At 75.5% G+C, this 26150-nt stretch carries 31 protein-coding genes; 11 read left to right on the forward strand and 20 right to left on the reverse strand.

The genetic code is table 11. The features are described 5' to 3' along the window. Window positions 1-53 precede the first annotated feature (53 nt). Entirely contained in the window at window positions 54-965 is a 912-nt protein-coding gene (locus tag PO879_RS10685; protein WP_278234885.1) for an ATP-binding cassette domain-containing protein, read from the forward strand. Next, window positions 962-1777 carry a hypothetical protein gene (locus tag PO879_RS10690; RefSeq protein ID WP_278234886.1) on the forward strand — a complete coding sequence of 272 codons (816 nt, stop codon included), beginning with the start codon at window positions 962-964 and terminating at the stop codon, window positions 1775-1777. Before PO879_RS10685 ends, PO879_RS10690 begins: the two co-directional genes overlap by 4 nt. Before the next feature lie 13 nt (window positions 1778-1790). Here the strand turns inward: PO879_RS10690 and PO879_RS10695 are convergent, their stop codons facing one another. The 3 genes from PO879_RS10695 to PO879_RS10705 are packed head-to-tail and all read right to left on the reverse strand — an operon-like array spanning window position 1791 to window position 4664. Continuing rightward, on the reverse strand, window positions 1791-2984 hold the full coding sequence (locus tag PO879_RS10695) for a hypothetical protein (protein ID WP_278234887.1): 1194 nt from the start codon (window positions 2982-2984) through the stop codon (window positions 1791-1793). Beyond that, window positions 2981-3841, reverse strand: coding sequence for a cytochrome c biogenesis protein CcdA (locus PO879_RS10700; protein ID WP_278234888.1), 861 nt, complete (start codon window positions 3839-3841; stop codon window positions 2981-2983). Before PO879_RS10700 ends, PO879_RS10695 begins: the two co-directional genes overlap by 4 nt. Window position 3842: 1 nt before the next feature. Continuing rightward, on the reverse strand, window positions 3843-4664 hold the full coding sequence (locus PO879_RS10705) for a thioredoxin domain-containing protein (RefSeq protein WP_278234889.1): 822 nt from the start codon (window positions 4662-4664) through the stop codon (window positions 3843-3845). 8 nt (window positions 4665-4672) lie between these two features. On the opposite strand from PO879_RS10705, the gene PO879_RS10710 reads away from it, so the two are divergent. From PO879_RS10710 to PO879_RS10720, 3 genes are read left to right on the forward strand one after another with little or no spacing between them, the layout of a single operon-like run. Further along, window positions 4673-5230: a hypothetical protein gene (locus PO879_RS10710; protein WP_278234890.1), complete on the forward strand. Its 558-nt coding sequence runs from the start codon at window positions 4673-4675 to the stop codon at window positions 5228-5230. After that, window positions 5227-5619, forward strand: a complete 393-nt coding sequence (locus PO879_RS10715; protein WP_278234891.1) for a BlaI/MecI/CopY family transcriptional regulator — start codon at window positions 5227-5229, stop codon at window positions 5617-5619. Before PO879_RS10710 ends, PO879_RS10715 begins: the two co-directional genes overlap by 4 nt. Continuing rightward, window positions 5616-6587, forward strand: coding sequence for a M56 family metallopeptidase (locus PO879_RS10720; protein ID WP_278234892.1), 972 nt, complete (start codon window positions 5616-5618; stop codon window positions 6585-6587). The genes PO879_RS10715 and PO879_RS10720 overlap by 4 nt, the downstream gene beginning before the upstream one ends. Before the next feature lies 1 nt (window position 6588). Here PO879_RS10720 and PO879_RS10725 read toward each other — a convergent pair whose 3' ends face one another. Further along, window positions 6589-6984, reverse strand: a complete 396-nt coding sequence (locus PO879_RS10725) for a hypothetical protein (RefSeq protein ID WP_278234893.1) — start codon at window positions 6982-6984, stop codon at window positions 6589-6591. Between the two features lie 68 nt (window positions 6985-7052). After that, a complete protein-coding gene (locus PO879_RS10730; RefSeq protein ID WP_278234894.1) occupies window positions 7053-8675 on the reverse strand; it encodes an NAD(P)/FAD-dependent oxidoreductase in 1623 nt (540 codons plus the stop codon). Between the two features lie 44 nt (window positions 8676-8719). Between PO879_RS10730 and PO879_RS10735 the strand changes: the two genes are divergently transcribed. Further along, window positions 8720-9664 carry a phosphoglycerate dehydrogenase gene (locus PO879_RS10735; protein WP_278234895.1) on the forward strand — a complete coding sequence of 315 codons (945 nt, stop codon included), beginning with the start codon at window positions 8720-8722 and terminating at the stop codon, window positions 9662-9664. Between the two features lie 21 nt (window positions 9665-9685). On the opposite strand, the gene PO879_RS10740 is transcribed toward PO879_RS10735, so the two are convergent. From PO879_RS10740 to PO879_RS10795, 12 genes are all read right to left on the reverse strand, one after another. Then, window positions 9686-9991 carry a hypothetical protein gene (locus PO879_RS10740; RefSeq protein ID WP_278234896.1) on the reverse strand — a complete coding sequence of 102 codons (306 nt, stop codon included), beginning with the start codon at window positions 9989-9991 and terminating at the stop codon, window positions 9686-9688. A gap of 43 nt (window positions 9992-10034) precedes the next feature. Continuing rightward, window positions 10035-10601 (reverse strand): dienelactone hydrolase family protein, encoded by a 567-nt coding sequence (locus tag PO879_RS10745; protein WP_278234897.1) that lies wholly within the window; start codon window positions 10599-10601, stop codon window positions 10035-10037. Beyond that, on the reverse strand, window positions 10598-10993 hold the full coding sequence (locus tag PO879_RS10750; RefSeq protein WP_278234898.1) for a DUF488 family protein: 396 nt from the start codon (window positions 10991-10993) through the stop codon (window positions 10598-10600). The genes PO879_RS10745 and PO879_RS10750 overlap by 4 nt, the downstream gene beginning before the upstream one ends. A gap of 65 nt (window positions 10994-11058) precedes the next feature. Beyond that, complete coding sequence (gene mutM / locus PO879_RS10755; RefSeq protein ID WP_278234899.1) at window positions 11059-11991, reverse strand: bifunctional DNA-formamidopyrimidine glycosylase/DNA-(apurinic or apyrimidinic site) lyase; 933 nt, start codon at window positions 11989-11991, stop codon at window positions 11059-11061. Further along, complete coding sequence (rnc, locus tag PO879_RS10760) at window positions 11984-12742, reverse strand: ribonuclease III (protein WP_278234900.1); 759 nt, start codon at window positions 12740-12742, stop codon at window positions 11984-11986. The genes mutM and rnc overlap by 8 nt, the downstream gene beginning before the upstream one ends. Before the next feature lies 1 nt (window position 12743). Then, the gene (rpmF, locus tag PO879_RS10765) at window positions 12744-12938 is read right to left on the reverse strand and encodes a 50S ribosomal protein L32 (RefSeq protein ID WP_278234901.1); all 195 of its coding nucleotides are present in this window, start codon (window positions 12936-12938) and stop codon (window positions 12744-12746) included. A gap of 2 nt (window positions 12939-12940) precedes the next feature. Continuing rightward, window positions 12941-13492: a DUF177 domain-containing protein gene (locus tag PO879_RS10770; RefSeq protein WP_278234902.1), complete on the reverse strand. Its 552-nt coding sequence runs from the start codon at window positions 13490-13492 to the stop codon at window positions 12941-12943. A gap of 179 nt (window positions 13493-13671) precedes the next feature. Continuing rightward, on the reverse strand, window positions 13672-14235 hold the full coding sequence (locus tag PO879_RS10775) for a hypothetical protein (protein ID WP_278234903.1): 564 nt from the start codon (window positions 14233-14235) through the stop codon (window positions 13672-13674). Between the two features lie 10 nt (window positions 14236-14245). Then, window positions 14246-14737: a pantetheine-phosphate adenylyltransferase gene (coaD, locus tag PO879_RS10780; protein WP_278234904.1), complete on the reverse strand. Its 492-nt coding sequence runs from the start codon at window positions 14735-14737 to the stop codon at window positions 14246-14248. Between the two features lie 23 nt (window positions 14738-14760). Continuing rightward, window positions 14761-15360, reverse strand: coding sequence for a 16S rRNA (guanine(966)-N(2))-methyltransferase RsmD (gene rsmD, locus PO879_RS10785; RefSeq protein ID WP_278234905.1), 600 nt, complete (start codon window positions 15358-15360; stop codon window positions 14761-14763). Between the two features lie 50 nt (window positions 15361-15410). Further along, complete coding sequence (locus PO879_RS10790; RefSeq protein ID WP_278234906.1) at window positions 15411-17690, reverse strand: ATP-dependent DNA helicase RecG; 2280 nt, start codon at window positions 17688-17690, stop codon at window positions 15411-15413. Next, window positions 17687-19408, reverse strand: a complete 1722-nt coding sequence (locus PO879_RS10795; protein WP_278234907.1) for a DAK2 domain-containing protein — start codon at window positions 19406-19408, stop codon at window positions 17687-17689. The genes PO879_RS10790 and PO879_RS10795 overlap by 4 nt, the downstream gene beginning before the upstream one ends. A gap of 182 nt (window positions 19409-19590) precedes the next feature. Here PO879_RS10795 and rpmB point away from each other — a divergent pair, with 182 nt between their 5' ends. Continuing rightward, the gene (rpmB, locus tag PO879_RS10800) at window positions 19591-19782 is read left to right on the forward strand and encodes a 50S ribosomal protein L28 (protein ID WP_171247217.1); all 192 of its coding nucleotides are present in this window, start codon (window positions 19591-19593) and stop codon (window positions 19780-19782) included. 155 nt (window positions 19783-19937) lie between these two features. Beyond that, on the forward strand, window positions 19938-20465 hold the full coding sequence (locus tag PO879_RS10805; protein WP_278234908.1) for a GNAT family N-acetyltransferase: 528 nt from the start codon (window positions 19938-19940) through the stop codon (window positions 20463-20465). A gap of 111 nt (window positions 20466-20576) precedes the next feature. Here PO879_RS10805 and PO879_RS10810 read toward each other — a convergent pair whose 3' ends face one another. After that, window positions 20577-21620, reverse strand: coding sequence for a thiamine-phosphate kinase (locus PO879_RS10810; protein WP_278234909.1), 1044 nt, complete (start codon window positions 21618-21620; stop codon window positions 20577-20579). Between the two features lie 52 nt (window positions 21621-21672). On the opposite strand from PO879_RS10810, the gene PO879_RS10815 reads away from it, so the two are divergent. Then, on the forward strand, window positions 21673-22140 hold the full coding sequence (locus tag PO879_RS10815; protein ID WP_278234910.1) for a DUF3515 domain-containing protein: 468 nt from the start codon (window positions 21673-21675) through the stop codon (window positions 22138-22140). A 19-nt stretch (window positions 22141-22159) separates the two neighbouring features. Here the strand turns inward: PO879_RS10815 and PO879_RS10820 are convergent, their stop codons facing one another. Further along, entirely contained in the window at window positions 22160-23296 is a 1137-nt protein-coding gene (locus PO879_RS10820) for a D-alanine--D-alanine ligase family protein (RefSeq protein WP_278234911.1), read from the reverse strand. A gap of 128 nt (window positions 23297-23424) precedes the next feature. On the opposite strand from PO879_RS10820, the gene PO879_RS10825 reads away from it, so the two are divergent. Beyond that, window positions 23425-24576, forward strand: a complete 1152-nt coding sequence (locus tag PO879_RS10825; RefSeq protein ID WP_278234912.1) for an acyl-CoA dehydrogenase family protein — start codon at window positions 23425-23427, stop codon at window positions 24574-24576. An 89-nt stretch (window positions 24577-24665) separates the two neighbouring features. Here the strand turns inward: PO879_RS10825 and PO879_RS10830 are convergent, their stop codons facing one another. Then, window positions 24666-25337 (reverse strand): TetR/AcrR family transcriptional regulator, encoded by a 672-nt coding sequence (locus PO879_RS10830; RefSeq protein ID WP_278234913.1) that lies wholly within the window; start codon window positions 25335-25337, stop codon window positions 24666-24668. Window positions 25338-25426: 89 nt separating this feature from the next. On the opposite strand from PO879_RS10830, the gene PO879_RS10835 reads away from it, so the two are divergent. Further along, window positions 25427-26146 carry a DUF4386 domain-containing protein gene (locus PO879_RS10835; RefSeq protein WP_278234914.1) on the forward strand — a complete coding sequence of 240 codons (720 nt, stop codon included), beginning with the start codon at window positions 25427-25429 and terminating at the stop codon, window positions 26144-26146. The last annotated feature ends 4 nt before the right edge of the window (window positions 26147-26150 follow it).

The raw sequence follows: 26150 nt of genomic DNA on the forward strand, positions 1-26150 counted from the left end.
AACCGGGGTGGTCCCCGATGTGCCGGGACCCGCGGCTCCGTAGCGTCCGAGGCATGATCAGGATCGACTCCCTCACGAAGCGCTACGGGGACCTCGCCGCCGTCGACGACGTCTCCTTCACCGCGTTCCCCGGACGGGTCACGGGCTTCCTCGGCCCGAACGGGGCCGGCAAGTCCACCACGCTGCGGATCCTCACCGGCCTGGCGGCACCGACGTCCGGCCGCGCCACGGTGCTGGGCCGGCGCTACGCCGACCTGCCCAACCCGGGGCTCGACGTCGGGGTGCTGCTGGACGCCTCGGCCCAGCACGGTGGCCGCACCGGCCGCGAGACCCTGGTGCTCGCCCAGCGCACCATGGGTCTGCCGGACGCCCAGGTCGACGCGATGCTCGACCTGGTGGGGCTCACCCGCACCGAGTCGCAGCGGCGGGTGCGCGACTACTCCCTGGGCATGCGCCAGCGCCTCGGCATCGCCACGGCGCTGCTCGGCGACCCGCGCGTGCTGATCCTCGACGAGCCCGCCAACGGCCTCGACCCGGCCGGGATCCGCTGGATGCGGGACCTGCTGCGCGCCTTCGCCGACGACGGCGGCACCGTGCTGCTGTCCAGCCACCTGCTGGCCGAGATCGAGCTGGTCGCCGACGACATCGTCGTCATCGGGCACGGCCGCGTCGTGGCCTCCGGGGCGACGCACGAGCTCCTGGCGGCCTCCGGCACGCTGGTGCGCGCGCACGACGGCGAGGCGCTCGTCTCGGCGCTCGCCTCGGCGGGCTACCGCGCGACGCCGGGTGCCGACGGCGGGGTCGTCACCGACGCCGGCCCCGCCGACGCGGGTCGGGTCGCCTTCGCGGCCGGGCTGCCGCTCGTCGAGCTGCGGTCCGCCGACGGCACCGCCCTGGAGGAGATGTTCCTCGACCTGACCGCCGACGACCAGCGCGACCCGCACCCGATCGGAGCCCTCGCATGACCACCCTGACCACCCCGCCCGCCGACGTCGTCGGCCGCTCCGGACCCCGGGCCGTGCCCCGGAACCGCATCCCCCGGACGCGACTGGTCGACGTCGAGCTGCGCAAGCTGGTCGACACCCGGGCGAGCCGCTGGCTGCTCGCCGCGGTCCCGCTGCTGACCCTCGTCGTCGCCGCCGGGGTGACGATCTGGGGAAGCGACGCCGAGACCGCCTTCGCGGCGCTGGCCACGACCAACCTCATGCCGCTGGAGCTCCTGCTGCCCCTGGTCGCCGTGCTCACCGTGGCCGGCGAGTGGAGCCAGCGGTCGGCCCTGACGACGTTCGCCCTCGTCCCGCGCCGGGGTCGCGTGGTCGGCGCCCAGGCCGTCGCGCTGGTGCTGGTCACGCTCGCCGCGGCCGCCGCCGTGGTGGTGCTCAGCGCGGTCGGCACCGTCGTGGCGGCGCAGGTCCGCGGGATCGACGCCGTGTGGGACCTGGGCACGGGTCTGACCCTGCGCTCGGTGCTGGCCTACCTCGCGGCCGTGGCCGTCGAGTTCGTCGCCGCGGTGGCGATCCGCAGCACCGCGCCGGCGATGGTGGCCTGCCTCGGCTTCCTGTTCGTGGTGCCGATGATCTCGACCGTCGCCGCCGGGATGTGGTCCTGGTGGGCCGAGCACGGCGCCTGGTTCGACCTGAGCTGGTCGCTGGCCTTCCTCACCGCGCCGCAGATCACCGGCACGCAGTGGACCCAGGTGGGCACCTCGGCGCTGCTCTGGCTCGCGCTGCCGCTGGCACTGGGCCTGCGGCGGCTGCTGCGGGTCGAGATCCGCTGAGCGGACCGTCGCGTCACGGGGCGGGCGGCGCGACGGTGTCCGTGGTGGCCAGCAGGTAGCCGGAGTAGTCCGACAGCACGATGCTGCCGGCGTCGGTCACGGCGACGGGCGCCACGAGGTCGCCGGTGCCCTCGGGGTCGTAGGCCTCCGCCACGTTCCCGGTGACGACGTTGTGCGCCCGCAGGGAGTCGCCGACCCGCAGGTAGACCAGCGCGCCGCTGACGCCCTCGATCGTGGTCTCCTGCGCGGTCGAGGTGGTCCACAGCTCGGTGCCCGCGGCGTCGAGCCCGCGCAGCCCGTCGGCGTCGACGGTGACGACGGTGCCGGTGGTCGGGTCGACGCCGACGTCGGTGAACCCGTCCGCCAGGACCGTGCCGTCGTCGAGGTCGACCAGCGCCTCCGAGGCCTCACCGGTGCGCAGCCGCACGGTGCCCGGGCCCGGTGACGGCTCGAGGGACGCCGTCACGGCCCCGGCCTCCCAGCCCTGGTCGGCGGTGTCGAGGCGCCAGCGGGCCTCGCCGTCCGCGGTGCGGGCGACGACCTCGTCACCGTCCCGGACGAGCACGGTGCCGCGGTGCTCCCCCAGCACCGACACGTCGGCCTCCAGCGTGACCGGCTCGCCGGTGTCGGCGTCCAGGACGACGCGCGACCCGGCCGCGTCCGCCGGCTCGGACCCGCTCTCGGCGAACACCAGCCCCGGCCCGGCCGGCGGTCCGGGGACGTCGACCGGTCCCCAGACCGGCTCGCCGGTGCGCAGGTCGTAGGCCGTCGCGGTCGTGGACTCGGCCGCGGTGTCGGCCCCGGTGTCGGCCAGGACCGCGAGCGCCCGGCCTGCCGAGGTCGTCGTGACGGCGTGGCCGGTGCCGCTCGCGGGACGTTCGGCGCTCCACAGCGCCTCGCCGTCGGCCGCGACGGCGGTGAACCGCTGCAGTCCGTCGCGCTCGTCGACGCCCAGGGCGATGCCGTCGGCGGTCTGCGGGGCGGCGTCCCAGCCGGGGTCGACGAGGCGCACGGTGTCCACCTGCAGCGGGACGCGCAGCCCGTCGGTGTCGACGGCGGGCGGGGCCTCGACGGCGGTGTCCGGGGTGCGCTCGATCGGTACCGTTGCGGCGTCGGGCGTCGCGGGGTCGTCGGTGCAGCCGGCGAGCACCAGGGCGGCGGTCAGCGGCCCGGCGAGCAGAGCGCCACGGCGGATCGGGGGCGTCACGAGGCCTCCTCGGTCTCGGGGGCGGCGGCCCGCTGGGCACGGGCCCGGTGGCGCGTCCAGACGACGACCACGACCACGGCGACGACCAGCACGAGGGCGACGTCGAGGACGGGGTGCGCCAGCAGGGCGCCCTGACCCTGCAGCCAGGCCTGCGTGCCGACGGGCAGGAGCTCGGGCATCCCGACGAGCCCGTTGGTGACCCAGAACAGCACGCCGACCGCGATCAGCAGCAGACCGGTGACGATCGAGGTGGTGTGCAGCTCGCGACCGAGCACCCGCACCGTCCGGCCGCGCAGCACGGACCGGCCGCGCTCGCCGAGCCGCCCCCAGGCCGCGGCGAGGGCGAGCAGCGGCAGGACCATGCCGGCCGCGTAGACGGCGAGCAGCAGCCCGGCGCCGACGACGTCGCCCTGCGCGGCGGCGAGGGTGAGCACGGCACCGAGGACGGGCCCGGCGCAGAACCCCGCCACCCCGCCGGCGGCGCCGAGCAGGAACGTCTTGACCCAGCCGGTGCGCGACGCCGAGGACCGCTGGACCGCCCGGGCGCCGGGCAGCACGCGGGCCGGGTCGAAGCCGAGGCCGAGCAGCTGCACGACGCCGAGCACGACGAGCAGCACCGCGGCCACGGCGACGACGGTCTCGCGGTGCGTGGCGAACAGCGCCCCGACCGCCCCGGCGCCGACGCCGAGCGGCACGAGCACGACGACCAGCCCGGCGTAGAAGACGCCGCCGTGGGCCCACAGCCGCGGGCCGGAGCCGACGGTGGAGGCGAAGAACGCGGGCAGCAGCAGGGCACCGCAGGGGCTCAGCAGCGCCAGCGCTCCCCCGAGGAACGCGGTGAGGAGACCGACGTCCACGTCAGCCCCTGCTCGCGGCGAGGGCGGTGTCGAAGGCGTCGCGGAAGACCTGGGTCGGCTGGGCGCCCACGATCGGCCGGCCGCCGATCAGGAAGGCGGGCGTGGAGTAGGCGCCGAGGTCGAGGCCGAGCTGCTCGTTGGCCGCGACGGCGTCGGCGGTCCCGGCCGATCCCAGGTCGCGGGTGAACTGCTCGACGTCCAGCCCCAGCTCGGCGGCGAGGTCGGTCAGCGCCTCCTCGGAGAGCTCGTCCTCGGAGCGGGTCTCCCCCTCCGGGTACAGGCCCTCGTGGTAGGCCCAGAACTCGTCCTGCAGCGCGGCGGCGTAGGAGGCGCGGGCGGCGCGCTCGGAGGCCTCGCCGAAGACGTTGACGTCCCGGTACTCGATGCGCAGGTCGCCGGCCGCGGCGTGCTCGCGCATCTCGGGCAGCGTCTCCTGGCTCCACTGGGCGCAGAACGGGCACTGGTAGTCGGAGAAGACGACCAGCACGACGGGCGCGTCGACCGGGCCGTCCGTGAGGGGGTCGTCCGGGTCGCGGCGCTCGACCGCGGCGGTGTCGACCTCGGCGGGCCCCTGGACGTCGGTCGGGGCGTCGCCCGGGTCGGCGTCCTCCGGCGCGGTCGCCGTCGTGCCCGGGCCGGCGCCCGGCGCGGCGGGGGCGTCGCCGTCGGACGACCACACCACGGCGACGAGCAGGACGAGGGTCAGGACGGCGACGACGACGGCGGGCAGGACCCACGGCCGCGAGGCGGTCGGGGTGCGGGGGTCGGCCACGGGTTCCTCCGGGGAGATGGTGACGACGTGCGGTAGTCGACTATGCACCATAGTCGACTATGGTGCATAGTGACCTCGTGACGCTCGAGACACCATCCCGCACCACGTGGCGCGAGACCGCCGGGCTCGCCGTGCTCGGCCTGCGCGCCTGGACCCCCCGCCAGCGCGTCGTCGCCGTCGTCGCGGCGCTGGCCGTCGGGCTGCTCATCGGGTGGGCGACCGTGCTCCTCCCCAACCCGGTCTTCTCCCGCGAGATCCCGCCGGTGTGGTGGAACTACCCCGTGTGGGTCCTCACCTCCGTCCTGTCCGGGATGCTCGTGGCGACCTACGTGCGGTCCGCCGCACCGTCCGACGACGAGACCCGGACCAGCCGCCTGGGCATGGCCGGCGGGGTCCTCGCCTGGTTCGCCGTCGGCTGCCCGGTGTGCAACAAGCTGGCGCTGCTCGCCCTCGGCTACAGCGGCGCGATCACCTGGTTCGCGCCGGTCCAGCCGTTCCTGGGCCTGGCCGCGCTCGCGCTGACCGCCGTCGCGCTCGTGTGGCGGCTGCGCGGACAGGTCGCGTGCCCCACGCCGGCGGCCGCACCGACGTCCGCCCCGGAGGGAGCCGCGCGATGACCGCACGAGAGACCGACGAGCCCGCCCGCCTGGGGACCCTGGAGTCCCAGGTCATGGACGTGCTGTGGACCTGCGGCGGCTGCACGATCCGGAACGTCATCGAGCGTCTCGACGGCCGGCCCGCCTACACCACGATCGCCACCGTGCTCGGCAACCTGGAGCGCAAGGGCTTCGTCGAGCACGTGCGCGAGGGCCGCTCCGCCCGGTACCTGCCCGCCTCGACCCGGTCCGAGCACGCAGCCGAGGTCATGGAGCACGCGCTCGCCACCAGCGGCGACCGCGCCGCCTCGATCCTGCACTTCGTCGAGGCGATGCCCGAGAGCGACCGTGCCCTGCTGCGCGACTACCTGGACGGACCGGGCGGACGGTCCGCCCCGGGGACCTCGTGACCCCCGCCGTCGCCGTCCTGGTCGGTCTCGGCATCGCCCTCGCCGCGCTCGGCGGGCCGTGGCTGGTCCGCCGCGCGGCACCCGCGCTCGTGCGGGCCCCGCTGGTGGCCGCGGTGGCGCTCACCGGCGGGGTGGTGCTCTGGCTGGCCGCCCTGCTCGCCGTCGGACCGATGCTCGCCTGGACCCTCTCCGGGCCGGCCGTGCTGCCCGGGGCCGCGGGCGCCGTCTGCCAGCGGTGCCTGGACGCGGCCGACCCGTTCGCCGGCTCCCCCGTCGACACCGCCGTGCCCGTGGTGCTGCTCCTGGTCGGACCGGCTCTGGTGGCTGCCGTGCTCGCCGCGGTGCTGGGCCGTGAGCTGTGGCACCGGCGGCGGGAGACCGCCCGCACGGCCGCCGCACTCCGGGCCGTCGGCGTCGCCCGCGCCGTGGCCGGGCACCGGGTGCTGGTCGTGCCCGACGACGCGCCGGCCGCCTTCGCCCTGCCCGCCCGGCACGGCGGCGTCGTCGTGAGCACCGGCGCGCTGGCCTCCCTGGACGACGCCGGGCTCGCCGCCGTGCTCGCCCACGAGGAGGCCCACCTGCGCCAGCGCCACCACCTCGTGGCCGCGCTCACCGCGGCCCTGGCGACCCACCTGCGCTGGGTCCCCGTCGTCGCCGCCGTCGCGGACGCCGTGCCCACCTACCTCGAGATCGCCGCCGACGACGCGGCCCGGCGACGCGTCGGCACCACGGCGCTCGCCGGCGCCCTGCTCACGCTCGGCGCCGCGGACCGGTCGACGGTTCCCGCGGCGGCCGGGGCGCTGCACGCGGCCGGCCCGGACCGGATCCGCCACCTGGTCGCCCCCGGCGCGGGGCGGGCCGGAACCTGGCCCGCCGTCGCCGTCGGGGCCCACCTCGGGGTGCTCGCCGCGGTGTCGCTCGCGGTGCACGTGCCGTACGTGAGCGCCGTGCTGTCGGGGTGCGCCTGACCTAGGGCCGCGTCCCGGGTCGCGGACCGGCGACCCGCTCGCAGGCGGCCCGGTCCTCCTGCAGCGCCGCGTGCTGGGCGACGGTATCCGCGCCCGCCTCGAGCGGGTCCTGCGGCCTGGCCTGCGCGCCGGGCCATCCCTGCGCGCGCAGGCACGCCGTCACCGTCTCGGCCCACCTCGACTGCGCCGTACGCCGTGCCGCGTGCCGCTCGGCCGGAGCCGCGGCGGACTCGTCCTCCGCCCGGTCCTCGGAACCGGCCAGCACGAGCCAGGCCGTGGAGACGCGGTCGTCGAGCTCTCGGGGCCGGTCGGCCTCGGACTGCCCGAGCGCTCCGGGCGCGAGACAGGCGCAGGCGGCCAGGACACCGGCCAGGACGACGAGGAACCGCCTCTTCACGACGAATCAGACCTTCGTGATGTTCACCACCAGGGACCCGGTCAACATAGTTGATCCGGGCGCCGAAGTCACCCCTCCAGCAGGGCCATCGCCGCCGCCCGTCCCGGGATGCCGCTGACGCCCCCGCCCCGGCGTGCGCCGGCACCGGCGAGCAGCACCCGCGGGTGCAGCGTGTCGACGCCCCACGTCCCGGGCCTGTCCAAGCCGTCGTCCTCGGCCCAGGGCCACGACAGGTCGCGGTGGAAGATGTGCCCGCCGGGCAGCCCGACGCCGCGCTCCAGGTCCACGGGCGTGCGGGCCTCGAGGCAGGGCTCGCCGTCGGGACCCCGCCACAGCACGTCCTCGACCGGTTCGGCGAGCACGGAGTCCAGGGACCGCAGCGTGGCCGCGAGCGCCGCGTCACGGGCGGCGTCGTGGTCACCGCCCTGGGCACCGTCCCGGAACAGCCGGGCCGGCATGTGCAGACCGAACAGGGTGAGGGTCTGGGCACCCGCCGCCCGCAGGTCGGGACCGAGGATCGAGTCGTCGGTCAGGGAGTGGCAGTAGATCTCGCAGGGCGGGGTGTCGGGGATCCGGCCCGCCGCGGCCTGGGCGTGGGCGGTCTGCAGCTCGTCGAAGGACTCGTGGACGTGGAACGTCCCGCTGAACGCCGCGACGGGGTCGACGTCCTCGCGCAGCCGCGGCAGCCGCCGCAGCAGCATGTTGACCTTGAGCTGGGCACCCTCGGGCGCCGTGGCCGTGGCGCGGCCCGACGGCGTCGCCCCACCGGCGTCCAGCAGCGCGTCCAGCACGGCGGGAGCCGCCCCGCACACCACCGCACCGGCCCGCACCCCGCGGGCGACGCCGTCGTCGTCGGTCCACGTGACCTCGGCGTCGCCGGCGGGCGGCCCCGGGTCGATCGCCGTGACGTCCGCGCCGGTGACGAGGGTGGCCCCGGCGCCGAGCGCCGCGTCGCGCAGTGCCCCGGAGACGGCGCCCATCCCGCCGACGGGCACGTCCCAGTCCCCCGTGCCGCCGCCGATGACGTGGTAGAGGAAGCAGCGGTTCTGGACCAGCGAGGTCTCGTCCAGGTCGGCGAAGGTCCCGATGAGCGCGTCGGTGGCGACCACGCCGCGCACCAGGTCCGCGTCGAACCTCTCGCGCAGCATCTCGCCGAGTGGCTGCTCGACGACGGCGTGCCACAGCGCGTCGTCGCCGGCCCGGGCACGTGCCTCGTCCCGCGAGAGCAGCGGCTCTGTGACCGTGGGAAAGAGCCGGCCCGCGAGCCGCTCCAGCCCAGCGTACAGCTCCTGCCAGCGCGCGTGGTCCCTCCCGGCGCCGACGGCCTCGAACGCGGCGCGGGTGGCGTCGTCGGACCCGGTGTCCACGAGCAGGCCGCGGTCGCCCACCGGCGTGTAGGAGGAGTACCGCCGGCGGGCGAGCCGCAGCGAGAGCCCGAGCTCGTCGACCACCTGCCGCGGCATCAGCGAGACCAGGTAGGAGTACCGCGAGAGCCGTGCGTCCACGCCGTCGAACACCGGGGCGGACACCGACGCCCCGCCCACGTGGTCGAGGCGTTCCAGCAGCAGCACCGACCGGCCCGCCCGGGCCAGGTAGGCGGCCGCCGTCAGACCGTTGTGGCCGCCCCCGACGACCACGACGTCGTAGCGGGCGGCGGTGGCGGGGGTACGCGCGGGTTCCATGCGGGTCATCGTGGCACGGCGGGACGGCCCGCACGGCAGGTAACGTCACCGGCGTGAAGATCCTCGTGCCGAGCAACGTGCCCTTCGACCTGACCCTCGACGTCGAGGGGGTCGACGTCGCGCCGTACGTCATGCGCGACCCGGTCCCCGACGAGCACCTCGACGCCGAGGCGATCGTCACCTGGGCCAGCCCGCAACGGGTCATGGACGACGCCGCGCGCCGGCTGACGAACCTGCGCTGGGTGCAGACGCTCAACGCCGGGCCCGACCAGGCGCTCGCCACCGGGTTCGCCCCCGAGGTGGTCGTCGCCTCGGGGCGCAGCCTGCACGACGCGACCGTCGCCGAGCACACCCTGGCGCTGCTCCTGGCCTCGGTGCGCCGGATCGACCGCACCCTGGACGCCCAGCGCCGCCACGAGTGGGACCGGGACCTGGGCCGCGAGCAGGCACGGGACGAGCAGGCGTTCACGCTGCGCGGCGCGCACGTGGTGATCTGGGGGTTCGGCTCCATCGCCGCCCGCCTCGCCCCGCTGCTGGAGGCGCTCGGGGCGCGCGTGTCCGGGGTGGCGTCGTCGGCCGGGCAGCGGTACGGCTACCCCGTGGTCGGCCAGGACCGGCTGGCCGAGGTGCTGCCGACGACGGACGTGCTCGTCTCGCTGCTGCCCGCCACCGCGGCCACCCGCCACGCGCTCGACGCCGACGTCCTGGCGCTCCTGCCCGCCCGCGCCCGGTTCGTCAACGCCGGGCGCGGCGCCACGGTCGACGAGACCGCGCTGGTCGCCGCGCTGCGGTCGGGGTCGATCGCCGGGGCCGCCCTGGACGTGACCGAGACCGAGCCGCTGCCGGCCGACTCGGAGCTGTGGGACGCCCCGGGACTGATCCTCACGCCGCACGTCGCCGGCGGACGGCCGCAGGGCGCGGCAGCGTTCGTGACCGCCCAGGTGCGGCGCTGGCGCGAGGGCGGGGCGGACGCGCTGGAGAACGTCGTCGCGCGCTGAGCCGCCGTGCGGGTGCCGGGGTCAGGACTCCGTCGTCCGCGACGGGGCGGGCACGCGCCGCTGCCGCCGCGCGCGGCGCTCCTGCAGGAACGTCGCGCCGATCGTCACGGCGAAGAAGATCCCGACCGACCGCAGCCGGTCCTCCACCGACGACGTCGCCAGCACCGCCACGAGCAGCGTCAGCACGACGGCGAGGTAGAGCGCGAACCAGGCGTGCCGACGCGGGTCGCCGAGGTCGCGGGCCTCCCAGTAGCGGGTCGTGAGGAACGACGCCGCGGTCGGCCCGGCGACGAGGACGAGCGAGCCGATCATCTGGCCGTCGAGCACGGGGTACTCCCTCGCAGGTGGGCAGGTCGGGTGCGTGCCGAGCCTAGGCCATGCCGTCGTCGCCGGAGGACCTCGCCGTCCCCGGGGCGGCGAGGTGCTCGCCGAAGAACGCCACGATCCGCTCCCGGGCCTCGGCGGCGGCCTCGGGCCGGTACTCCGTGGCGACGAACCGCCCCGCGACGACCGCCCAGACAGGCACCTCCTCGCGCGGGTGGTCGTTGAGGAACGAGTGCCCGGCCTCGTCGTAGACGGTGACCTCGTGCGGGACGCCGGCGGCCTGCAGAGCGTGCTCGAGACGGGCGGGGTCGTCGCGCAGGCTGGGGTCGCGCGCGCCGTAGCTGCCCACGACCGGGCAGGACCCGGCGAGCAGCTCGTCCGCGTCCTCGGGCACGCCGCCGTAGTTGACGCTCGCCGCCTGGTACCGGCCGCTGCCGGCCAGGAGGACGGCGAACCCGTGCCCGGCCAGCCACTCGCACTGCTGGCGCACGTCGGTCGTCCGGCCCAGCGCGTCGTGGATCACCACCACCCCCGGCCAAGGACCCTCGCCGTCGGGGACCGCCAGGTACACCGGCAGGGGCCCGCGGCTCGTCGGCACGGTCGTCACGGTCATGACAGGCCCTCCTCGGCCGCCGGTCCCTCCTCGCCGGACGGTTCCCGCAGCAGCCCGGCCAGCACCACCAGGTGGCTGCCGTCGAGCTCACGGGTCGAGGTCACCAGCGTGACCGTCCCCTCCCGCGCCAGGTCACGCAGCTCCGCGAGAGCGTCGGCCGCCGGTCCCGGCGTCTCCAGCTCGGCCCGGTACCGCTCGCCGAACTCCGCCGTCCGGTCGGGGTCGTGGGCGTACCAGCGGCGCAGCTCGGTCGACGGCGCCACGTCCCGCAGCCAGACACCCACCCGCGGGTCGTCCTTGCGGACCCCGCGCGGCCAGAGCCGGTCGGCCAGCACCCGACGACCGTCGTCGGGCCCGGGCTCGGTGTACACGCGTGCCAGGTGCACGGTCATGCTCCGAGCCTAGGCACGTCGCACGGCGCGCACCCGTCGGGCCCGCGGACCCGACGGCGAGGTCGCTACCAGCGACCGTTCCGTGGACGGGGCTGGCAGCGCGGGCACGTGAACGACGAGCGGTTCATGAACTCGTCGCGGCGCACCGGCGTCGCGCAGCGGGGGCAGGCCTCGCCGAGCCGGCCGTAGACGGCCAGCGACCGGGAGAAGTACCCGGACTCGCCGTTGACGTTGACGTAGAGGGCGTCGAAGCTCGTGCCGCCCTGCACCAGCGCCTCGGTCATGACCTCCGTGGCGGCGTCGAGCACCCGGTGCACCACGGGTCGCGTCATCGTGTCCGTGGCGCGGGCGAAGTGCACCCGGGCCCGCCACAGGGCCTCGTCGGCGTAGATGTTGCCCACCCCGGAGGTGACGGTCTGGTCCAGCAGCGCGCGCTTGATCCCGGTCCGACGACAGCGCACGCGCTCGACCAGCACGTCCCGGTCGAGCGCGGGGTCGAGCAGGTCGCGGCCGATGTGCGCCACGGGTTCCGGCACGGCGGCCAGGGGGCTGCCGAACCCGCCCGGTGCGCCGTCCGGCGTCGGGACGAGGTCGGCCACGGACAGGTGCCCGAAGGTGCGCTGGTCGACGAAGTCCAGGTAGTGGGCGCCGGAGGGGGCGTCGAGCAGGTGGAGCCGGACCCGCAGGTGGGGGTGCGCCCACTCCCCCGCGACCGCCGGGTCGCGCACGAGCAGCTGGCCGGACATGCCCAGGTGGGCCAGGAGCGCGGCCGCGGGGTCGGCGGGTGCGGCGTCGGCCAGGGGCAGCCACAGGTACTTGCCGCGGCGGGCGGCGCCGGCGAGCCGGCGGCCGCGGACCTGGTCGACGAACCCCGCCGGGCCGCCGTCGTGCCGGCGCACCGAGTAGTCGCGGAAGACCTCGACGTCCCGCACGACGGCGCCGGTCACCAACCGGTCGAGGCCGTCACGGACGGTCTCGACCTCGGGGAGCTCAGGCACCGGCGGGCTGCTCCGCGCCGCCGGTGGTGCCGCCCGTGGTGCCGGGCACGGGCAGCGCGACGACGGCGCGGTAGGCCTGCTCCGCGGCGGCCTGCTCGGCGTGCTTCTTCGCGGTGCCCTCGCCGATCCCGACGACCGGCCCGGCCGTGACGTGCGCCGAGAAGCGGCGCGCGTGCTCGGGGCCCTCGCCGGTGACCTCGTAGGCGGGGGCGTCGAACCCGCGCTCGGCCGCGGCCTCCTGCAGGGACGTCTTCCAGTCCAGGCCCGCCCCCAGGTCGGCGGCGGCCTCCATGGTGTCGTCCACGAGCCGGTGCACCAGGTCGCGGGCCGTCTCGAGGCCGTGCGAGAGGTAGGTCGCGCCCAGCAGCGCCTCGACCGTGTCCGACAGGATCGAGTCCTTGTCGAACCCGCGGGTGCGCTTCTCGCCCTTGCCGAGCAGGACGTAGCTGCCGAGCTCGAGCCGGCGCGCCACCGCCGCGAGGGACCGCTGCGAGACCGTCGCCGCCCGCATCTTCGCGAGCTCGCCCTCGGGCTTGTCCGGGTGACGCCGGTACAGCGCCTCGGTGACCACCAGGCCGAGCACGGTGTCCCCGAGGAACTCCAGGCGCTCGTTGGTGGGGATCCCGCCGGCCTCGTGCGCGAACGACCGGTGGGTCAGGGCAAGCACGAGAAGCTCGGGGTCCAGAGGGACCCCGAGCTTCTCGAGAAGTGCGGTCGGCTCCGGACGTGATCCGTTGCCGCGCGGGTGCATGTCAGCCCGCGTGCTCGGTGCGCAGCGCCTCGGCGTACTGGCGGTCCTTGTAGGCACCGCAGGTGGGGCACGCGGTGTGGGACAGCTTGTCGCCCTTGCACTTCGGGCACGTCGCGAGCGGCGCTGCGGTGGTCTTCCACTGCGAGCGGCGCGCGCGGGTGTTGCTGCGCGACATCTTGCGCTTGGGAACAGCCACGGTCAGCTCTCTTTCGTCTCGTCGGACACGCTCGACTCCTCGAGCATGGTCTGCAGCGCCGCCCATCGTGGGTCGACGATGTCGTGGTGGTGCTCGGGATCGTCCTCCAGTCGTGCTCCGCACTCGGAGCACAGACCGGGGCAGTCCGGCCGGCACAGCGGTTGAAATGGTAATGCAGTGACCAGCGAATCCCGAACCGTGGGCTCGATGTCCGCCAGGTCGTCGGTCAGGAGGGCCTCGTCCTCGGCCTCCTCGTCACCGGCGTCCTCGGCCGCCTCGGCCCGCTCGGGGTAGACGAACAGCTCCTGGACGCGCACGGTCACCTGCTCGGAGACCTCGTCCAGGCACCGCACGCACTCCCCGACCGCGGTGCCGCGCACGACGCCGGAGACCAGCACGCCCTCCATGACGGCCTCGAGGCGCAGCCCGAGCGTCAGGTCGGCGCCCTCGGGCACACCGATGACCGCCGTGCCCAGGTCTGCGGGCGCGGCGACGACGGTCGCGACCTCCCGCATGGTCCCGGGACGCCGCGAGAGCTCGTGCGTGTCGAGCACGAGCGGCGATCGCTTGGCGGTGGTGATGGTGAGGCTCCAGACGACGGCACCCCGAAGGGCGCGGTGTGCAGGTGGGACGGTCCGTGACGGACCAACGGTCAATTCTACGCGATCGTCCCGCACGGGCCAACGGGCCGACGACGTGACGTGCGCAACGACGGCGGCCCCGCGGCCGACGGTCAGGCGCTGCGGCGGTCGTCCTCGTCGTCGGCCGGCCACCCGGGGTCCGGGACGGCGTCCCACCGCACCCGGGGCGCGCCCGAGGACGTCTCCAGGCGTTCGGCGAGCTTGGCCCGCCCGGCCTGCACCTGGGAGGTCAGCCGTCCCAGGTCCGCCTCGAAGTCGGCGAGCCGCCCGTCGCAGTACTCGTCGGCGTCGGCGCGCAGCCCGGCCGCCCGGCGCTCCGCCTCGGCGACGATGTCCGCCGCGCGGGACTCCGCCTGCACGACGACCTGCTCGTCCTGCACGAGCTCGATCGCCCGCGCCCGCGCCGTGGCGACGATCTCCTCGGCCCGGCGGTGCGCGTCGGCCAGGGTGCGCTCGGCGTCGGCGAGGACGTCGTCGGCGCGCGCGACCTGGGTGGGCAGGTTCTCGCGCAGCTCGGCCACGAGCCCGAGCGCCTGCTCGCGGTCGACCTTGACGTTGGTCGACAGCGGCGAGGTGCGCGCGTTCTCGACCAGCGCGGCCAGGTCGTCCAAGATCTCGAGCAGCCCGGCGGTCGGGTTCTGGGTGTTGTCGGTCATGTCGCGCTCCTCACGCACGGTGCGCCACGGCGGAGCGCACCGCCTCGGCCGCCGCGGACGGCACGAGGTCGTCGATCGGTCCGCCGTGCCGGGCGATGTCCTTGACCAGCGACGACGCCACGTGGGCGTGCTGCTGCTCGGCAGGCAGGAAGACGGTCTCCACACCGCTCAGGTGGCGGTTCATCAGGGCCATCGGTTGCTCGCCGTCGAAGTCGGCGCCGCCGCGCAGCCCCTTGACCACCGCGAGAGCGCCGACCTCGCGGCAGAAGTCGACCAGCAGGCCGGGCACCACGTCGACCCGGACGTCGGCGGTGTCCGGGTCGGCGGCGACGGCGGCGCGTGCCACCTCCACCCGCTCGTCGGCGGTGAGCAGGGCGTTCTTGGCGGCGTTGCGGGCCACGCCCACCACGACGACGTCGAACAGGCGGTTCGCCCGGCGCACGATGTCGAGGTGCCCGAGCGTGATCGGGTCGAAGGACCCGGGACAGACGGCGATGCTCACGCTGCCCACGGTAGGACGACCGGTCACGATTCGCGGGGATCTTCCTCGGCCTGGCGCGGTTCCGCGTAGTGGACGACCGTGTCGCCGTACCGCTTGGCCGACAGCTCGGTGAGCGCGTCGGGCCAGGTGAACGGAGCGCCGCGGCGGGCCTGCTCGAGGACGACGACGGCGTCCGGCGCCAGCACGCCGGGAGCCGCCAGGTCGGCCAGCACCCGGTTCAGGACCGCGGGGTCGAGGTCGTACGGCGGGTCGATGAGCACGAGGTCGAAGCCGCCGGACGGTGCGCCGTCGGCGGCCAGGCGTGCGGCGGCCCGCTCGGCGGGCTCGGCGAGCACCCGGACCCGGCGGCCGAGCCCGAGGTCGGCGGCGTTGCGGCGGGCGACGTCGGCGGCCTGCCGGGCCGCGTCGACGAGCACGACCTCGGCCGCGCCCCGGCTGGCGGCCTCGAGGCCGAGCGCACCCGACCCGGCGAACAGGTCCAGCACGCGGGCGCCGTCGACGACGCCGAGGTGCTCGAGCCGGGAGAACATCGCCTCCCGGACGCGTTCGCTGGTGGGGCGGGTCCCCGACGGCGGCACGGTCAGCGAGCGCCCGCCGACGGTTCCGGCGACGATCCTGGTCATGGGCGCGAGCCTACTGGGGCGAGTCCGGTCCCGCGGAACCGGTGGTCCGCTCAGGCACGCTCGAGGAACTCCTCCTGCTCGGCGTCGAGCTGGGCCGCGATCGCGGCGGCCAGCGCGGGGTGCCGCCCGAGGTCCGGGTCGGCCTCGACGACGCCGGTCGACTCGGTGCGCGCGGAGGCGATGAGGTCGGCGTCCTGCACGACCCGCAGCAGGCGCAGCGAGCTCGCACGGCCCGACTGCGCGGCGCCCAGCACGTCCCCCTCGGACCGCAGCTCCAGGTCGAGGGTGGCGAGCTCGAAGCCGTCGGTCGTGGCGGCCAGCGCCTCGACCCGCGCCGCCGCCGGGGTACCCGGCCGGGCGGTCGACACGAGCAGGCACAGCCCGGCATCGGCGCCGCGCCCGACGCGCCCGCGCAGCTGGTGCAGCTGGGAGATGCCGAACCGGTCGGCGTCGAACACCACCATCACCGTGGCCTCGGGGACGTCGACGCCGACCTCGACGACGGTCGTGGACACCAGGACGGGCGCGTCCCCCGCGGCGAACCGCGCCATCGCGGCGTCCTTGTCCGCGGCGGCCATCTGCCCGTGCAGCACGCCGACCTCGACGCCGTCGAGCCGGGGCTCGGCCCGCAGCGCCTCGGCGACCTCGAGCACGGCCCGCAGCGGGGCGCGGTCGTCGGCGGCCCCGTCGGCCCCGCCGGCCCCGCCGGCAGCACCGTCGGCGAGGTCCAGGAACTCCGGGACCTCGTCGAAGTCGCCGGTGCCCCCTCCCCGGCCGGCGGCGCCGTCGTCGTCGGGATGGATCCGCGGGCACACCACGTAGGCGCGCCGGCCGGCGTCGACCTCCTCGCGGACCTTCTCCCACACGCGCTGCATCCAACGGGGGTTCTCCGCCGGCACGACGTGGGAGGTGATGCCGGAGCGGCCCGCGGGGATCTCGGTGAGCGTGGAGGTCGTCAGGTCGCCGAACACCGTCATCGCCACGGTGCGCGGGATCGGCGTCGCGGTCATGACCAGCAGGTGCGGCGCCACGCGGGCCTTGGCGCGCAGGGCGTCGCGCTGCTCGACGCCGAACCGGTGCTGCTCGTCGACGACGACGAGACCCAGGTCGGCGAACTGCACCTGGTCGCCCAGCAGGGCGTGGGTGCCGACGACGATCCCCGCCTCGCCGCTCGCGGCGTCCAGCAGCGCCTCCTTGCGGGCCGCCGCGTTGAGCGAACCGGTGAGCAGGGCGACGCGGGTGCCGTGCGCCGCGCCGCCGAGCAACCCACCCTCGGCCAGCGGGCCCAGCATCGCGCGCAGCGTGCGGGCGTGCTGGGCGGCGAGCACCTCGGTCGGGGCGAGCAGCGCCGCCTGTCCCCCGGCGTCGATGACCTGCAGCATGGCGCGCAGGGCGACCACCGTTTTGCCCGAGCCGACCTCGCCCTGCAGCAGCCGCTGCATCGGGCGGGGCCGCGCGAGCTCGTCGGCGATCTCGGCCCCGACCGCGCGCTGGCCGTCGGTGAGGGTGAAGGGCAGCGCGGCGTCGAAGTCGGCGAGCAGGCCGCCCTCGACCTCGGCGCGCGGCGGCCGCGCGGTGGCCTCCTGGGCCGCGACCGCGGCGCGGCGCTGGGCGAGCGCCGACTGCAGCACGAACGCCTCCTCGAAGCGGAGCCGGCGGCGCCCGCTCTGCCAGTGCTGGGCCGAGTCCGGCACGTGCACGGCGCGCAGGGCGTCCAGCCGGGTCGGCAGCCCGAGCCGCGCCCGGACCTCGTCGGGCACCGGGTCCGGGACCTCGTCCTCGGTGAGCGGGTCCAGCACCGCGCGCACGGCCTTCTGGATCCGCCAGGTCGGCACCGAGGCCGTGGCCGGGTAGATCGGGATCGGCCGCGACGCCTCCATCATGGCGGCCTCGTCGTCGTCGGCGTCGACCCCGACCAGGACGTAGTCCGGGTGGGTGAGCTGGCGGGTGCCGCGGTACTCGGAGACCACCCCGGTGAACAGACCCGAGCGGCCGGGCCGCAGCTTGTCCTCGTGCGGTCGCAGCGCCCCGGGACGCTTGGCGAAGAAGGTCAGGGCCAGCTCGTGGCGGCCGTCGGTCACCCGCGCCTGCAGCAGGGCCCCGCCGCGGCTGCGCATCGGCCGCACCGTGGCGCTGGCGACCCGTGCCATGACCGTGACGTGCTCCCCGAGCTGCAGGCGGTCCATGTCGGTCAGCGTGCCCGGGTCGCCGTACCGGCGCGGGTAGTGGCGCAGCAGGTCGTCGATGGTGACCAGCCCCATCTTCGCCAGCGGGCCGGCCGCGCGCTTGCCCAGCGTGGTGGTCAGCGGCTCGGCCAGCCGCGGGCTCATCGGCCCTCTCCGTCCCGCACGGTCAGCAGCGGCAGGTCGACGACGTCCTCGGCGGGCTCGACACCCAGCCCGATGCGGTCGCCGGGCCGGCCGGTGGCCAGCACGACGACGTCGGCACCCGGGGCGCACGTGCCCGCGCGGGCGACGACCTCCTCCAGGGCGGAGGCGCCGACGTCGGCGTCGGGCAGCACGGCGACGATGCCGGGGTCGTCCTCGCAGTCGTGGACGAGCCGGGCCACGGCGGTCGCGGCGCTCTGCGACGGCACCCGGTCGGCCCGCAGGCGCCGGTGCGCCGAGCGCACCACGCCCGGGACGTCCAGGGAGCCCTGGTCGGCACCGACGGCGTCCAGGGCGCCGGCCAGGGCGGACACGGCGCTGACGAGATGGACGTCCTGGGGCGCCGGCACGGCGGCGAGCCGGGGCCGTGCCCCGGGTCCCCCGCGGGCGAGGTCGCGGGCGACGAGCTCGGCGACGGCGTCGTCCACGTCGGCCAGCACGTCCGGCGGGGCCAGGACCAGCACGTTCGGGGTCCCGGCCGCCAGCGCCGCCTGCGCCAGGTCCGCCGTCGTCGGAGCCGTGTCGAGGTCGAGCAGCACCGCCGCCCCGCCGGTGGCCAGCTCGGAGGCCAGGGCCGGGGCCGACGTGGTCACCACGACCGCCCAGTCCGTGGGCGGCACCGCGAGGTGGCGGACGTGCACGTGCGAGATGGCTCCGCGCCGGGACCAGCGCCGCGGGACCGCGAGGGCCGCGTCGAGGTCCGGGGCGTGCACGTGCGCCTGCCACAGCGAGTCGACGTCGTCGGCGTGCGCCTCGCCCGCGGCGCCGCCGACCACGACCACGGAGTTGCCGACCTGGTCCAGGTCGGCCCGCAGCGCGTCCGCCACGGCGCCGGGGACGAAGCCCTCGGCATCGGCGGAGCGGTGCAGCACGAACATGAGCTCGACCTCGTCGAGGCTCCCGGGCTCCGGCTCGGTCGCACCCTCGGGCACCACCGGGGCGTCGTCGTCGTCCGGGTCGTGGCCCCGGAGGTCCAGGTCGAGCCGGACCGGAGCCGTGCTGCCGGGCACCGGGGACGCGCCGCGCTCCCCGGCGGCCCGCTGGGCGGCCGCCAGCGCGGCCAGCACCAGGACGAGGCCGCAGGCGCCGGCGTCGAGGACGCCGGCGGCGCGCAGCGGTGCCAGCGACCCGACGCTGCGCAGGGCCGCCTCGCGCGCCCCGCGCCGTGCGGCGTCGATGACGCTGAGCCGTCGCGGCGCGCCGAGGGGACCGACCATCCCGCCGGCCTCGGCGTGCCGGGCGGCGGCCGCGGCGGCGTCCGCGGCCGTGAGGATGGTGCCGGGCACGGGATGGGCGACGGCGCGCCGTGCGGAGCGCGCGGCCACGTCGAGCGCGAGGCCGAGCGTGTCCTGCCGGCTCGCGGCGACGGCGAACCCGCGCAGCCACTCGCTGAGGATGATCCCCGAGTTGCCGCGGGCCCCGAGCAGGGCGGCCCGGGCGGCGACCCGCAGGAGCTTCGCGCCGCCGTCGTCCGCGTTCGCGTCGTGGACGGCGCCCGCCGCCTCGCGCAGCGTGAGGTACATGTTGGTGCCGGTGTCACCGTCGGCGACCGGGAAGACGTTGACCCCGTCGAGCTCCGAGCGCGCCGCGTCGAGGGCCTCGACGACGGTGTGCGCCCAGGTGCGCACCACGGCGGCGTCCAGGAGCTCGGGCTGATCCACGGTGCCCACCGTAGCGGCCCACCGTCGCGGTGACCCAGGGCACGTCGGCGGCGCATTGAGGGTTACGGCGGCGATCCGCTATCATCGTGTGGTTGCCTGGATCTCCGGGCACCCCCAAGACCACCGACCTTCACGCCCTGCTGCCCTGGCGCGGGACGTGACACGACGATTCAGGAGACACCGTGGCTGCCAACTGCGACGTCTGCGGCAAGGGCCCGGGCTTCGGGCACAGCGTTTCGCACTCCCACATCCGGACCAAGCGCCGCTGGAACCCGAACATCCAGCGCGTGCGCGCCGTCGTCGCGGGCACCCCCAAGCGCGTGAACGTGTGCACCTCGTGCCTCAAGGCCGGCAAGGTGCAGCGCCAGGCCTGAGCCTGCGCCATACGGCGACATGATCGACGACGCCCGTCGGGTCCGACCCGGCGGGCGTTGCGTCGTCTCCTGACGACCCTCCCGAGTGCAAAGAGTTCGTGAACTGTTCACCAATACCTCTTGGCGCCCCGGTCGGACCGTGGCAGGCTGAGGCCATGATGGTGGAGACCGACAACGACGTGGTGATCCGATCGGCGAGCACGTCCGACGCCGGTGCGATCGCTCGGGTGCACCTGACCTCCTGGCGCAGCGCCTACGCGCACGTCCTGCCGGCGGACTACCTCGAGTCGCTCGACGTCGGTGAGCGCGCCGCCGAGTGGGAGAAGATCCTCCACCAGGGCCGCAGCAGCACGATCGTCGCCGAGGCCGACGGACGCACCCTCGGCTTCGCCAGCTACGGGCCGTCCCGCGACGAGGACGCCGAGGACGACTGCCTCGAGCTCTACGCCATCTACCTCGACCCCGAGGCCTGGGGACGCGGCGTCGCCCGCGACCTCATGCGCACGATGCTGGGCGACGTCGGGCCGCGCGCCCGGATCACGCTCTGGGTGCTCTCCGAGAACGAGCGGGCCCACCACTTCTACCGCCGCCACGGGTTCCAGCCCGACGGGATCGAGCGCATGGAGGACATCGCCGACGTCCCCGTCACCGAGCTGCGCTTCGTCCGCGAGCCCGAGCGCTGACCCCGCCAGAGTTGTGGGCATGAAATCTGCAGTCTCGGAACGTTCCGAGACTGCAGATTTCATGCCCACAACGGTGGGTGGCGCGGGGCTCGACGCTGGGGTCGGGCAGGATCAGGGCCGGAAGTGGTCCCAGCCGGTCGCCTCGTGCGACGGCTCGCCGTCGAGCAGCACCCGCGGCCCGGCCTCCCCGGCCTCCCCGGCGTCCCGGACGTCGCCGATCGGGCGGAAGCCCGCCGGCAACCCCTTCTCGGCCACCTCGGGCGGGAACGTCGCGAGCAGCCCGTGGTCCTCTCCTCCGGACAGCACCCAGGTGCGCGCCCGGTGGGCGCCGTCGGCGTCGTCGGTCGCGACCGCCACGTCGACGGCGGCCGGCACCAGCGCGGTCACGTCCCGCATCAGCACCCCCTCGGCGAGGTCGACGTCGACGCCGCTGGCGCGGGCGAGCCGACCGGCGTCGCGCAGCAGCCCGTCCGAGACGTCGAGCATCGCCGTCGCTCCCGCGCGGGCCGCCGCGGGTCCCGCCGCGAGCGGAGTCTCGGGGCGCAGGAACGCCGTCACGTAGGGGCTGCGGGGGTTCGAGACGCCCGGTGCGCCGTCCGCAGGGCTCCCCGCCCCGCTGGAGAGCAGGTCGAAGCCGGCCGCCGAGGCACCCAGCGTGCCCGCGTGCGCGACGACGTCACCCGGCCGGGCCCCCGACCGCAGCACGGGGGCACGACCGTCGAGGTCGCCGTGGACGGTCACCGACACGACCACCGCGTCGCCGCCCGACAGGTCGCCGCCGACGACGGTCGCCGGCCCGGACGCGTCGGCCAGCCCCCGGGCGAAGTCCGTCACCCACGCCACCGGCAGGTCGGCGGGCATCACCAGGGAGACCACCATCGACGTGGGACGGGCGCCCATGGCCGCGACGTCGGCGAGGTTCTGCACCGCCGCCCGGTAGCCGACGTCGTACCCGCTCGACCACGCGCGCCGGAAATGGCGCCCCTCGACGAGCACGTCGGTGGTCACGACGAAGCGGCCGTCGTCGGCGCGCACCACGGCGGCGTCGTCGCCCGGTCCGACGTCGACGCCCTCACCGATGGGCAGCAGCGGGAAGATCCGCGCCAGCAGCTCGGTCTCGTCGAGGTCGCGCACGCGCAGGGTGGGGTCGGTCACGACCGCACCCTAACCGTCCGGACGGCGCCGCCGGGCCGGTTACCGTAGGCACGTGCTGGTCCGTCGTCTCGCCGTGCTGCTTTCCCTGCCGTGCCTCGCGCTGCTCGCCGCCTGCACGCCGACCATCGGCGTGGAGGCTGCCCCGGACGCCGACGACCCCGACTGCGCGCCCGTCATGCTGGCCCTGCCGGACGTCGTCGCGGGCGACCTCGAGCGCGCGAAGGTCAACGCCCAGGCGACGGCGGCGTGGGGCGAGCCCGGCGCGGCGGTGACGCTGCGGTGCGGCGTCGAGCAGCCCGGCCCGTCGCCCGACTGCCAGCGGATCGAGACCGCGAACGGGTCGGTGGACTGGATCGTCGAGAGCAACGACACCGGCACGTGGCGGTTCACGACCTACGGACGCAGCCCGGCGATCGAGGTCACGGTGCCGCCGGCGGTCACCACGGACCACTCCACGTCGTTCATCGCGGACCTGACGGGAGCGATCGGTCAGGTCCCGCAGACGCGGCAGTGCACCTGACCCGGCGGGCCGCCGGGGCTCAGCGCAGGCCGGTGGGCCGCTCGAGGGCGAGCCGGATCAGCTCGTCGACGAGCTCGGGGTAGCTCATCCCGGTGGCCTCCCACATGCGCGGGTACATCGAGAACGGCGTGAACCCCGGCATGGTGTTGATCTCGTTGACGATCACCTGGTGGTCGGGCGTGACGAACACGTCGACCCGCGACAGGCCCTCGGCCTCCACCGCCTCGAAGGTGCGCACCGCGAGCTCGCGGATCTCCTTGACGACCGGCTCGGGCAGGTCGGCGGGGCAGGCCAGCTCCACGTGCGCCTCGTCGAGGTACTTGGCCTCGAAGTCGTAGAACGCGTGCGTGCCGTCGACGACGATCTCGCCGGGCAGCGACGCCCGGGGACGCTCGCCCCCGCGACCGCCGAGGACGGCGCACTCGATCTCGCGGCCGTCGATCGCGGCCTCCACGATCACCTTCGGGTCGTGCTCGCGGGCCTCCTCGACGGCGGCCGGCAGGTCGGCCAGGTCGTCGACGCGCGTGATGCCGAGCGAGGACCCGGCGCGGGCGGGCTTGACGAACACCGGCAGGCCCAGTCCCTCGACCCGCGCGACGCACGCCTCGGGGTCGGCCTCCCAGTCCCGCGGCCGGACGACCTCGAACGGACCCACGGGGATGTCGTGGCCGGCGAGCACCAGCTTCATGAAGTGCTTGTCCATACCGACGGCGGAGGCCAGCACGCCGGCCCCGACGTAGCGCACGTCGGCCAGCTCGAGCAGACCCTGGACGGTGCCGTCCTCGCCGAAGGGGCCGTGCAGCAGAGGGAAGACGACGTCGACCTGGCCCAGGACGTCCGGCACCTGGCCGGGCTCCAGGGTGCGCAGCGTCCGCTCCCCCGCCGTCAGCGAGAGCACGACCTCGGCGCCCTCGTCGGAGGTGACCTCGGGGAGCCGGCCGGCGGTGATCTGCCAGCGCTCGGCGTCGTCCTCGGCGACCACCCAGCGGCCGGCGCGGGTGATGCCGATCGGGACGACGTCGTAGACGTCGCGGTCGATGGCGCCGAGCACCCCGGCGGCGGTGGCGGCGGAGATCGCGTGCTCGCCGGAACGCCCCCCGAACAGGAGGGCGACGCGCGGCTTGCGCTCGGGGGCGGAGGACTGGGTGTCGAGCATCGAGGCGACCCTACCGGACCCGTCCCCCGCTCCGGCACGGCGCGGGACGTGTCGAGGTCGTCACCCGGCGCAGGCTCCGGATGACCGCTGCGCGCCCCGGTCGGCGGGACCGATGTTTGAATCGGGTCATGACGACGCTGCTCTCCGACGACCTGCTCGCCACGATCCGCGGCCGGGCCGCGATCCACGACCGCGAGAACTCGTTCTTCGCCGACGACCTGGCGGACCTGCGAGCGGCCGGCTACCTCGCGGCGCTCGTCCCGACGTCGATGGGCGGCGCCGGCCTGACGCTGCGCGAGATCTGCCACGAGCAGGCGGCGCTCGCCGGTGCCGCACCCGCCACGGCGCTGGCCGTGAACATGCACCACGTGTGGACCGGCGTCGCACGCTACCTGCACGAGCGCGGCGACGACTCGCTGGACTGGCTGCTCGCCGAGGCGGCCGCGGGCGAGGTCTTCGGGTTCGGGTACTCCGAGGCGGGCAACGACCTGGTGCTGCTCGGCTCGCGCACGGAGGCCCGGCCGGACGGCACGGGCGGCTACACCTTCCACGGCCGCAAGATCTTCACCTCCAACTCCCCCGGCTGGACCCGTCTGGGGGTGATGGGCCTGGACTCGACCACCGACCCCGAGGACCCGCGCATCGTCCACGCGTTCGTCGCGCGCGACGCCGGCGGGTTCCAGATCCTCGACGACTGGGACACGGTCGGGATGCGGGCCTCCCAGTCCTGCACCACCGTGCTCGACGGCGCCCCCGCGCCCGCCGACCGCGTCATGCGCCGGATCGCACCGGGCCCGAGCCTGGACCCGTACGTGCTGGGGATCTTCACCAGCTTCGAGATCCTGCTGGCATCGGTGTACGCGGGGATCGCGGACCGGGCGCTCGAGCTCGCGGTCGCCGCGGTGGGGCGTCGCACCTCGATGAAGACGGGCAAGGCGTACTCCCAGGACCCGGACATCCGGTGGCGCATCGCCACGGCGGCCCTCGCCCAGGACGGCATCTGGCCGCAGATCGACCAGATCGCGGGCGGCATCGACGCCCGGGAGGACCGCGGCGCCGGATGGTTCCGCGCGACGTCGGGCCTCAAGGTGCGCGCCACCGAGACCGCGCGGCAGGTGGTCGACGAGGCGATCCGCTGCTCGGGTGGCTCGAGCTACTTCAACCGCTCCGAGCTGGGACGCCTGTACCGGGACGTGCTGGCCGGCATCTTCCACCCCAGCGACGACGAGTCGGCCCACTCCCAGGTGGCGCAGTCCCTCCTCGGCCCGCTGGAGGACTGAGCCGGAGCGAGCTCGCGAGCGCAGGCACAGTCCGACCAGAAGACCCCGGGGACCGAGCCGGAGCGAGCTCGCGAGCGCGGACCGGGACCTCAGACGCCGGCGCGGCGGGACCGTTCGATCCCGTCGAGCAGCAGCCCGAGGGTGAACTCGAACTCGGTCTGGCTGTCGCACCAGCCGAGCGTCGGGTCGGCCGGGTCGTGCAGCTCGGCGGCGACCATGGCCGTGATGTGCGGCACGGTCTGCGCCATCGCCTCGAGCGCCTCGGGCGTCGCGTCCTCGTCGCCCGCCTCGGGGCTGAACAGCTCCGAGGTGAACCCCAGCACCATGCTGCCCAGGGCGTGCATGGCGCGGTGCCCGAGCCGGTAGGAGCACCCGCCGCTGACCATCGCGCCCAGCACCCCGTCGTAGAGCGTGTAGACCCCGGGACGGATCGCGGGGCGCGATCCCAGCAGCGCGGGCAGCCACGGGTGGCGCAGCACCACCTCGCGGGCCACGAGGCACCGCGACCGGACGTCGGCGACCCAGTCGTCCCGGACGCCGTCGTCGCGGGCGGCCAGGCCGGCGTGGATCTCGGCGGCGACGACGTCGACGAGGCCGTCGAGCAGCTCGTCCTTCTTGCCGGGCAGGTGGTGGTAGAGCGACATCGCCTCGACCCCGAGCCGCGTCGCGACGCCGCGCATGGTCACCGCGCCCAGCCCCTCGGCGTCCGCGAGCGCCACGGCGGCCTCCAGCACGCGGTCGCGGTTCAACCCGTTCGACACGATCCCACCTCTTCCCTCTGCCGACCTTACGCCGTATGGTTGCCTTACGCCGTAAGGATGCGGCCCGCTTCCTCTGGAGGGAACCCATCATGGACCAGCGCATCGCCCGCCCGGTGGCCCGTACCACCGGACTGCTCTATCTCGCACTCGGCCTCACCGGCATGGCCGGCTTCCTGCTCGTCCGCCCGCAGGTCTTCGACCCCGCCGACGCCGCGACCACCGCCGCCCTGCTCGTCGACCACGAGCTGCTGGCCCGCGCCGGCGTCGCCCTCGAGCTCGCGACCGTGGTCACCCAGGCGCTGGCCGCGCTGTGGTTCGTCCGGCTCTTCCGCCCGGTGGACCCCTTCGCCGCCTCCGCCGTCGGCGCGCTGGGCATGATGAACGCCGTGGCGATCCTCGGCAGCACGGCCGCCCTCGGCACGGCCCTCGACAGCGCGCTCGCCGGCGGCCAGTCCGCGCCGCAGCTCCTGTACGGGCTGTCGGAGAACCTCTGGGCCGCCGGGGCCGCGTTCTTCGGGCTGTGGCTGATCCCGATGGGACGGCTGGTGCTGCGCTCCGGCCTGCCGCGCGTGCTCGGCTGGTTCCTCGTCGTCGGTGGAGCCGGGTACCTGCTGCAGTCCTTCGTGACGTTCCTGGTCCCCGACGCCGGCCCGCTGGCCGAGCTGCTGGTCGTGCCGGCCACGGTCGGCGAGCTGTGGATGATCGGCCTGCTGCTCGTGATCGGATTCCGGCGCGACCGCACGGACGACACCGCCACCACCGAGCCGGCGCTGCACCCCGGAGACGGGGCGGTCGCACGCGGTCAGTAGGATC

It is taken from the genome of Isoptericola sp. AK164 (assembly GCF_029643425.1).
GTDB lineage: Bacteria > Actinomycetota > Actinomycetes > Actinomycetales > Cellulomonadaceae > Isoptericola > Isoptericola haloaureus.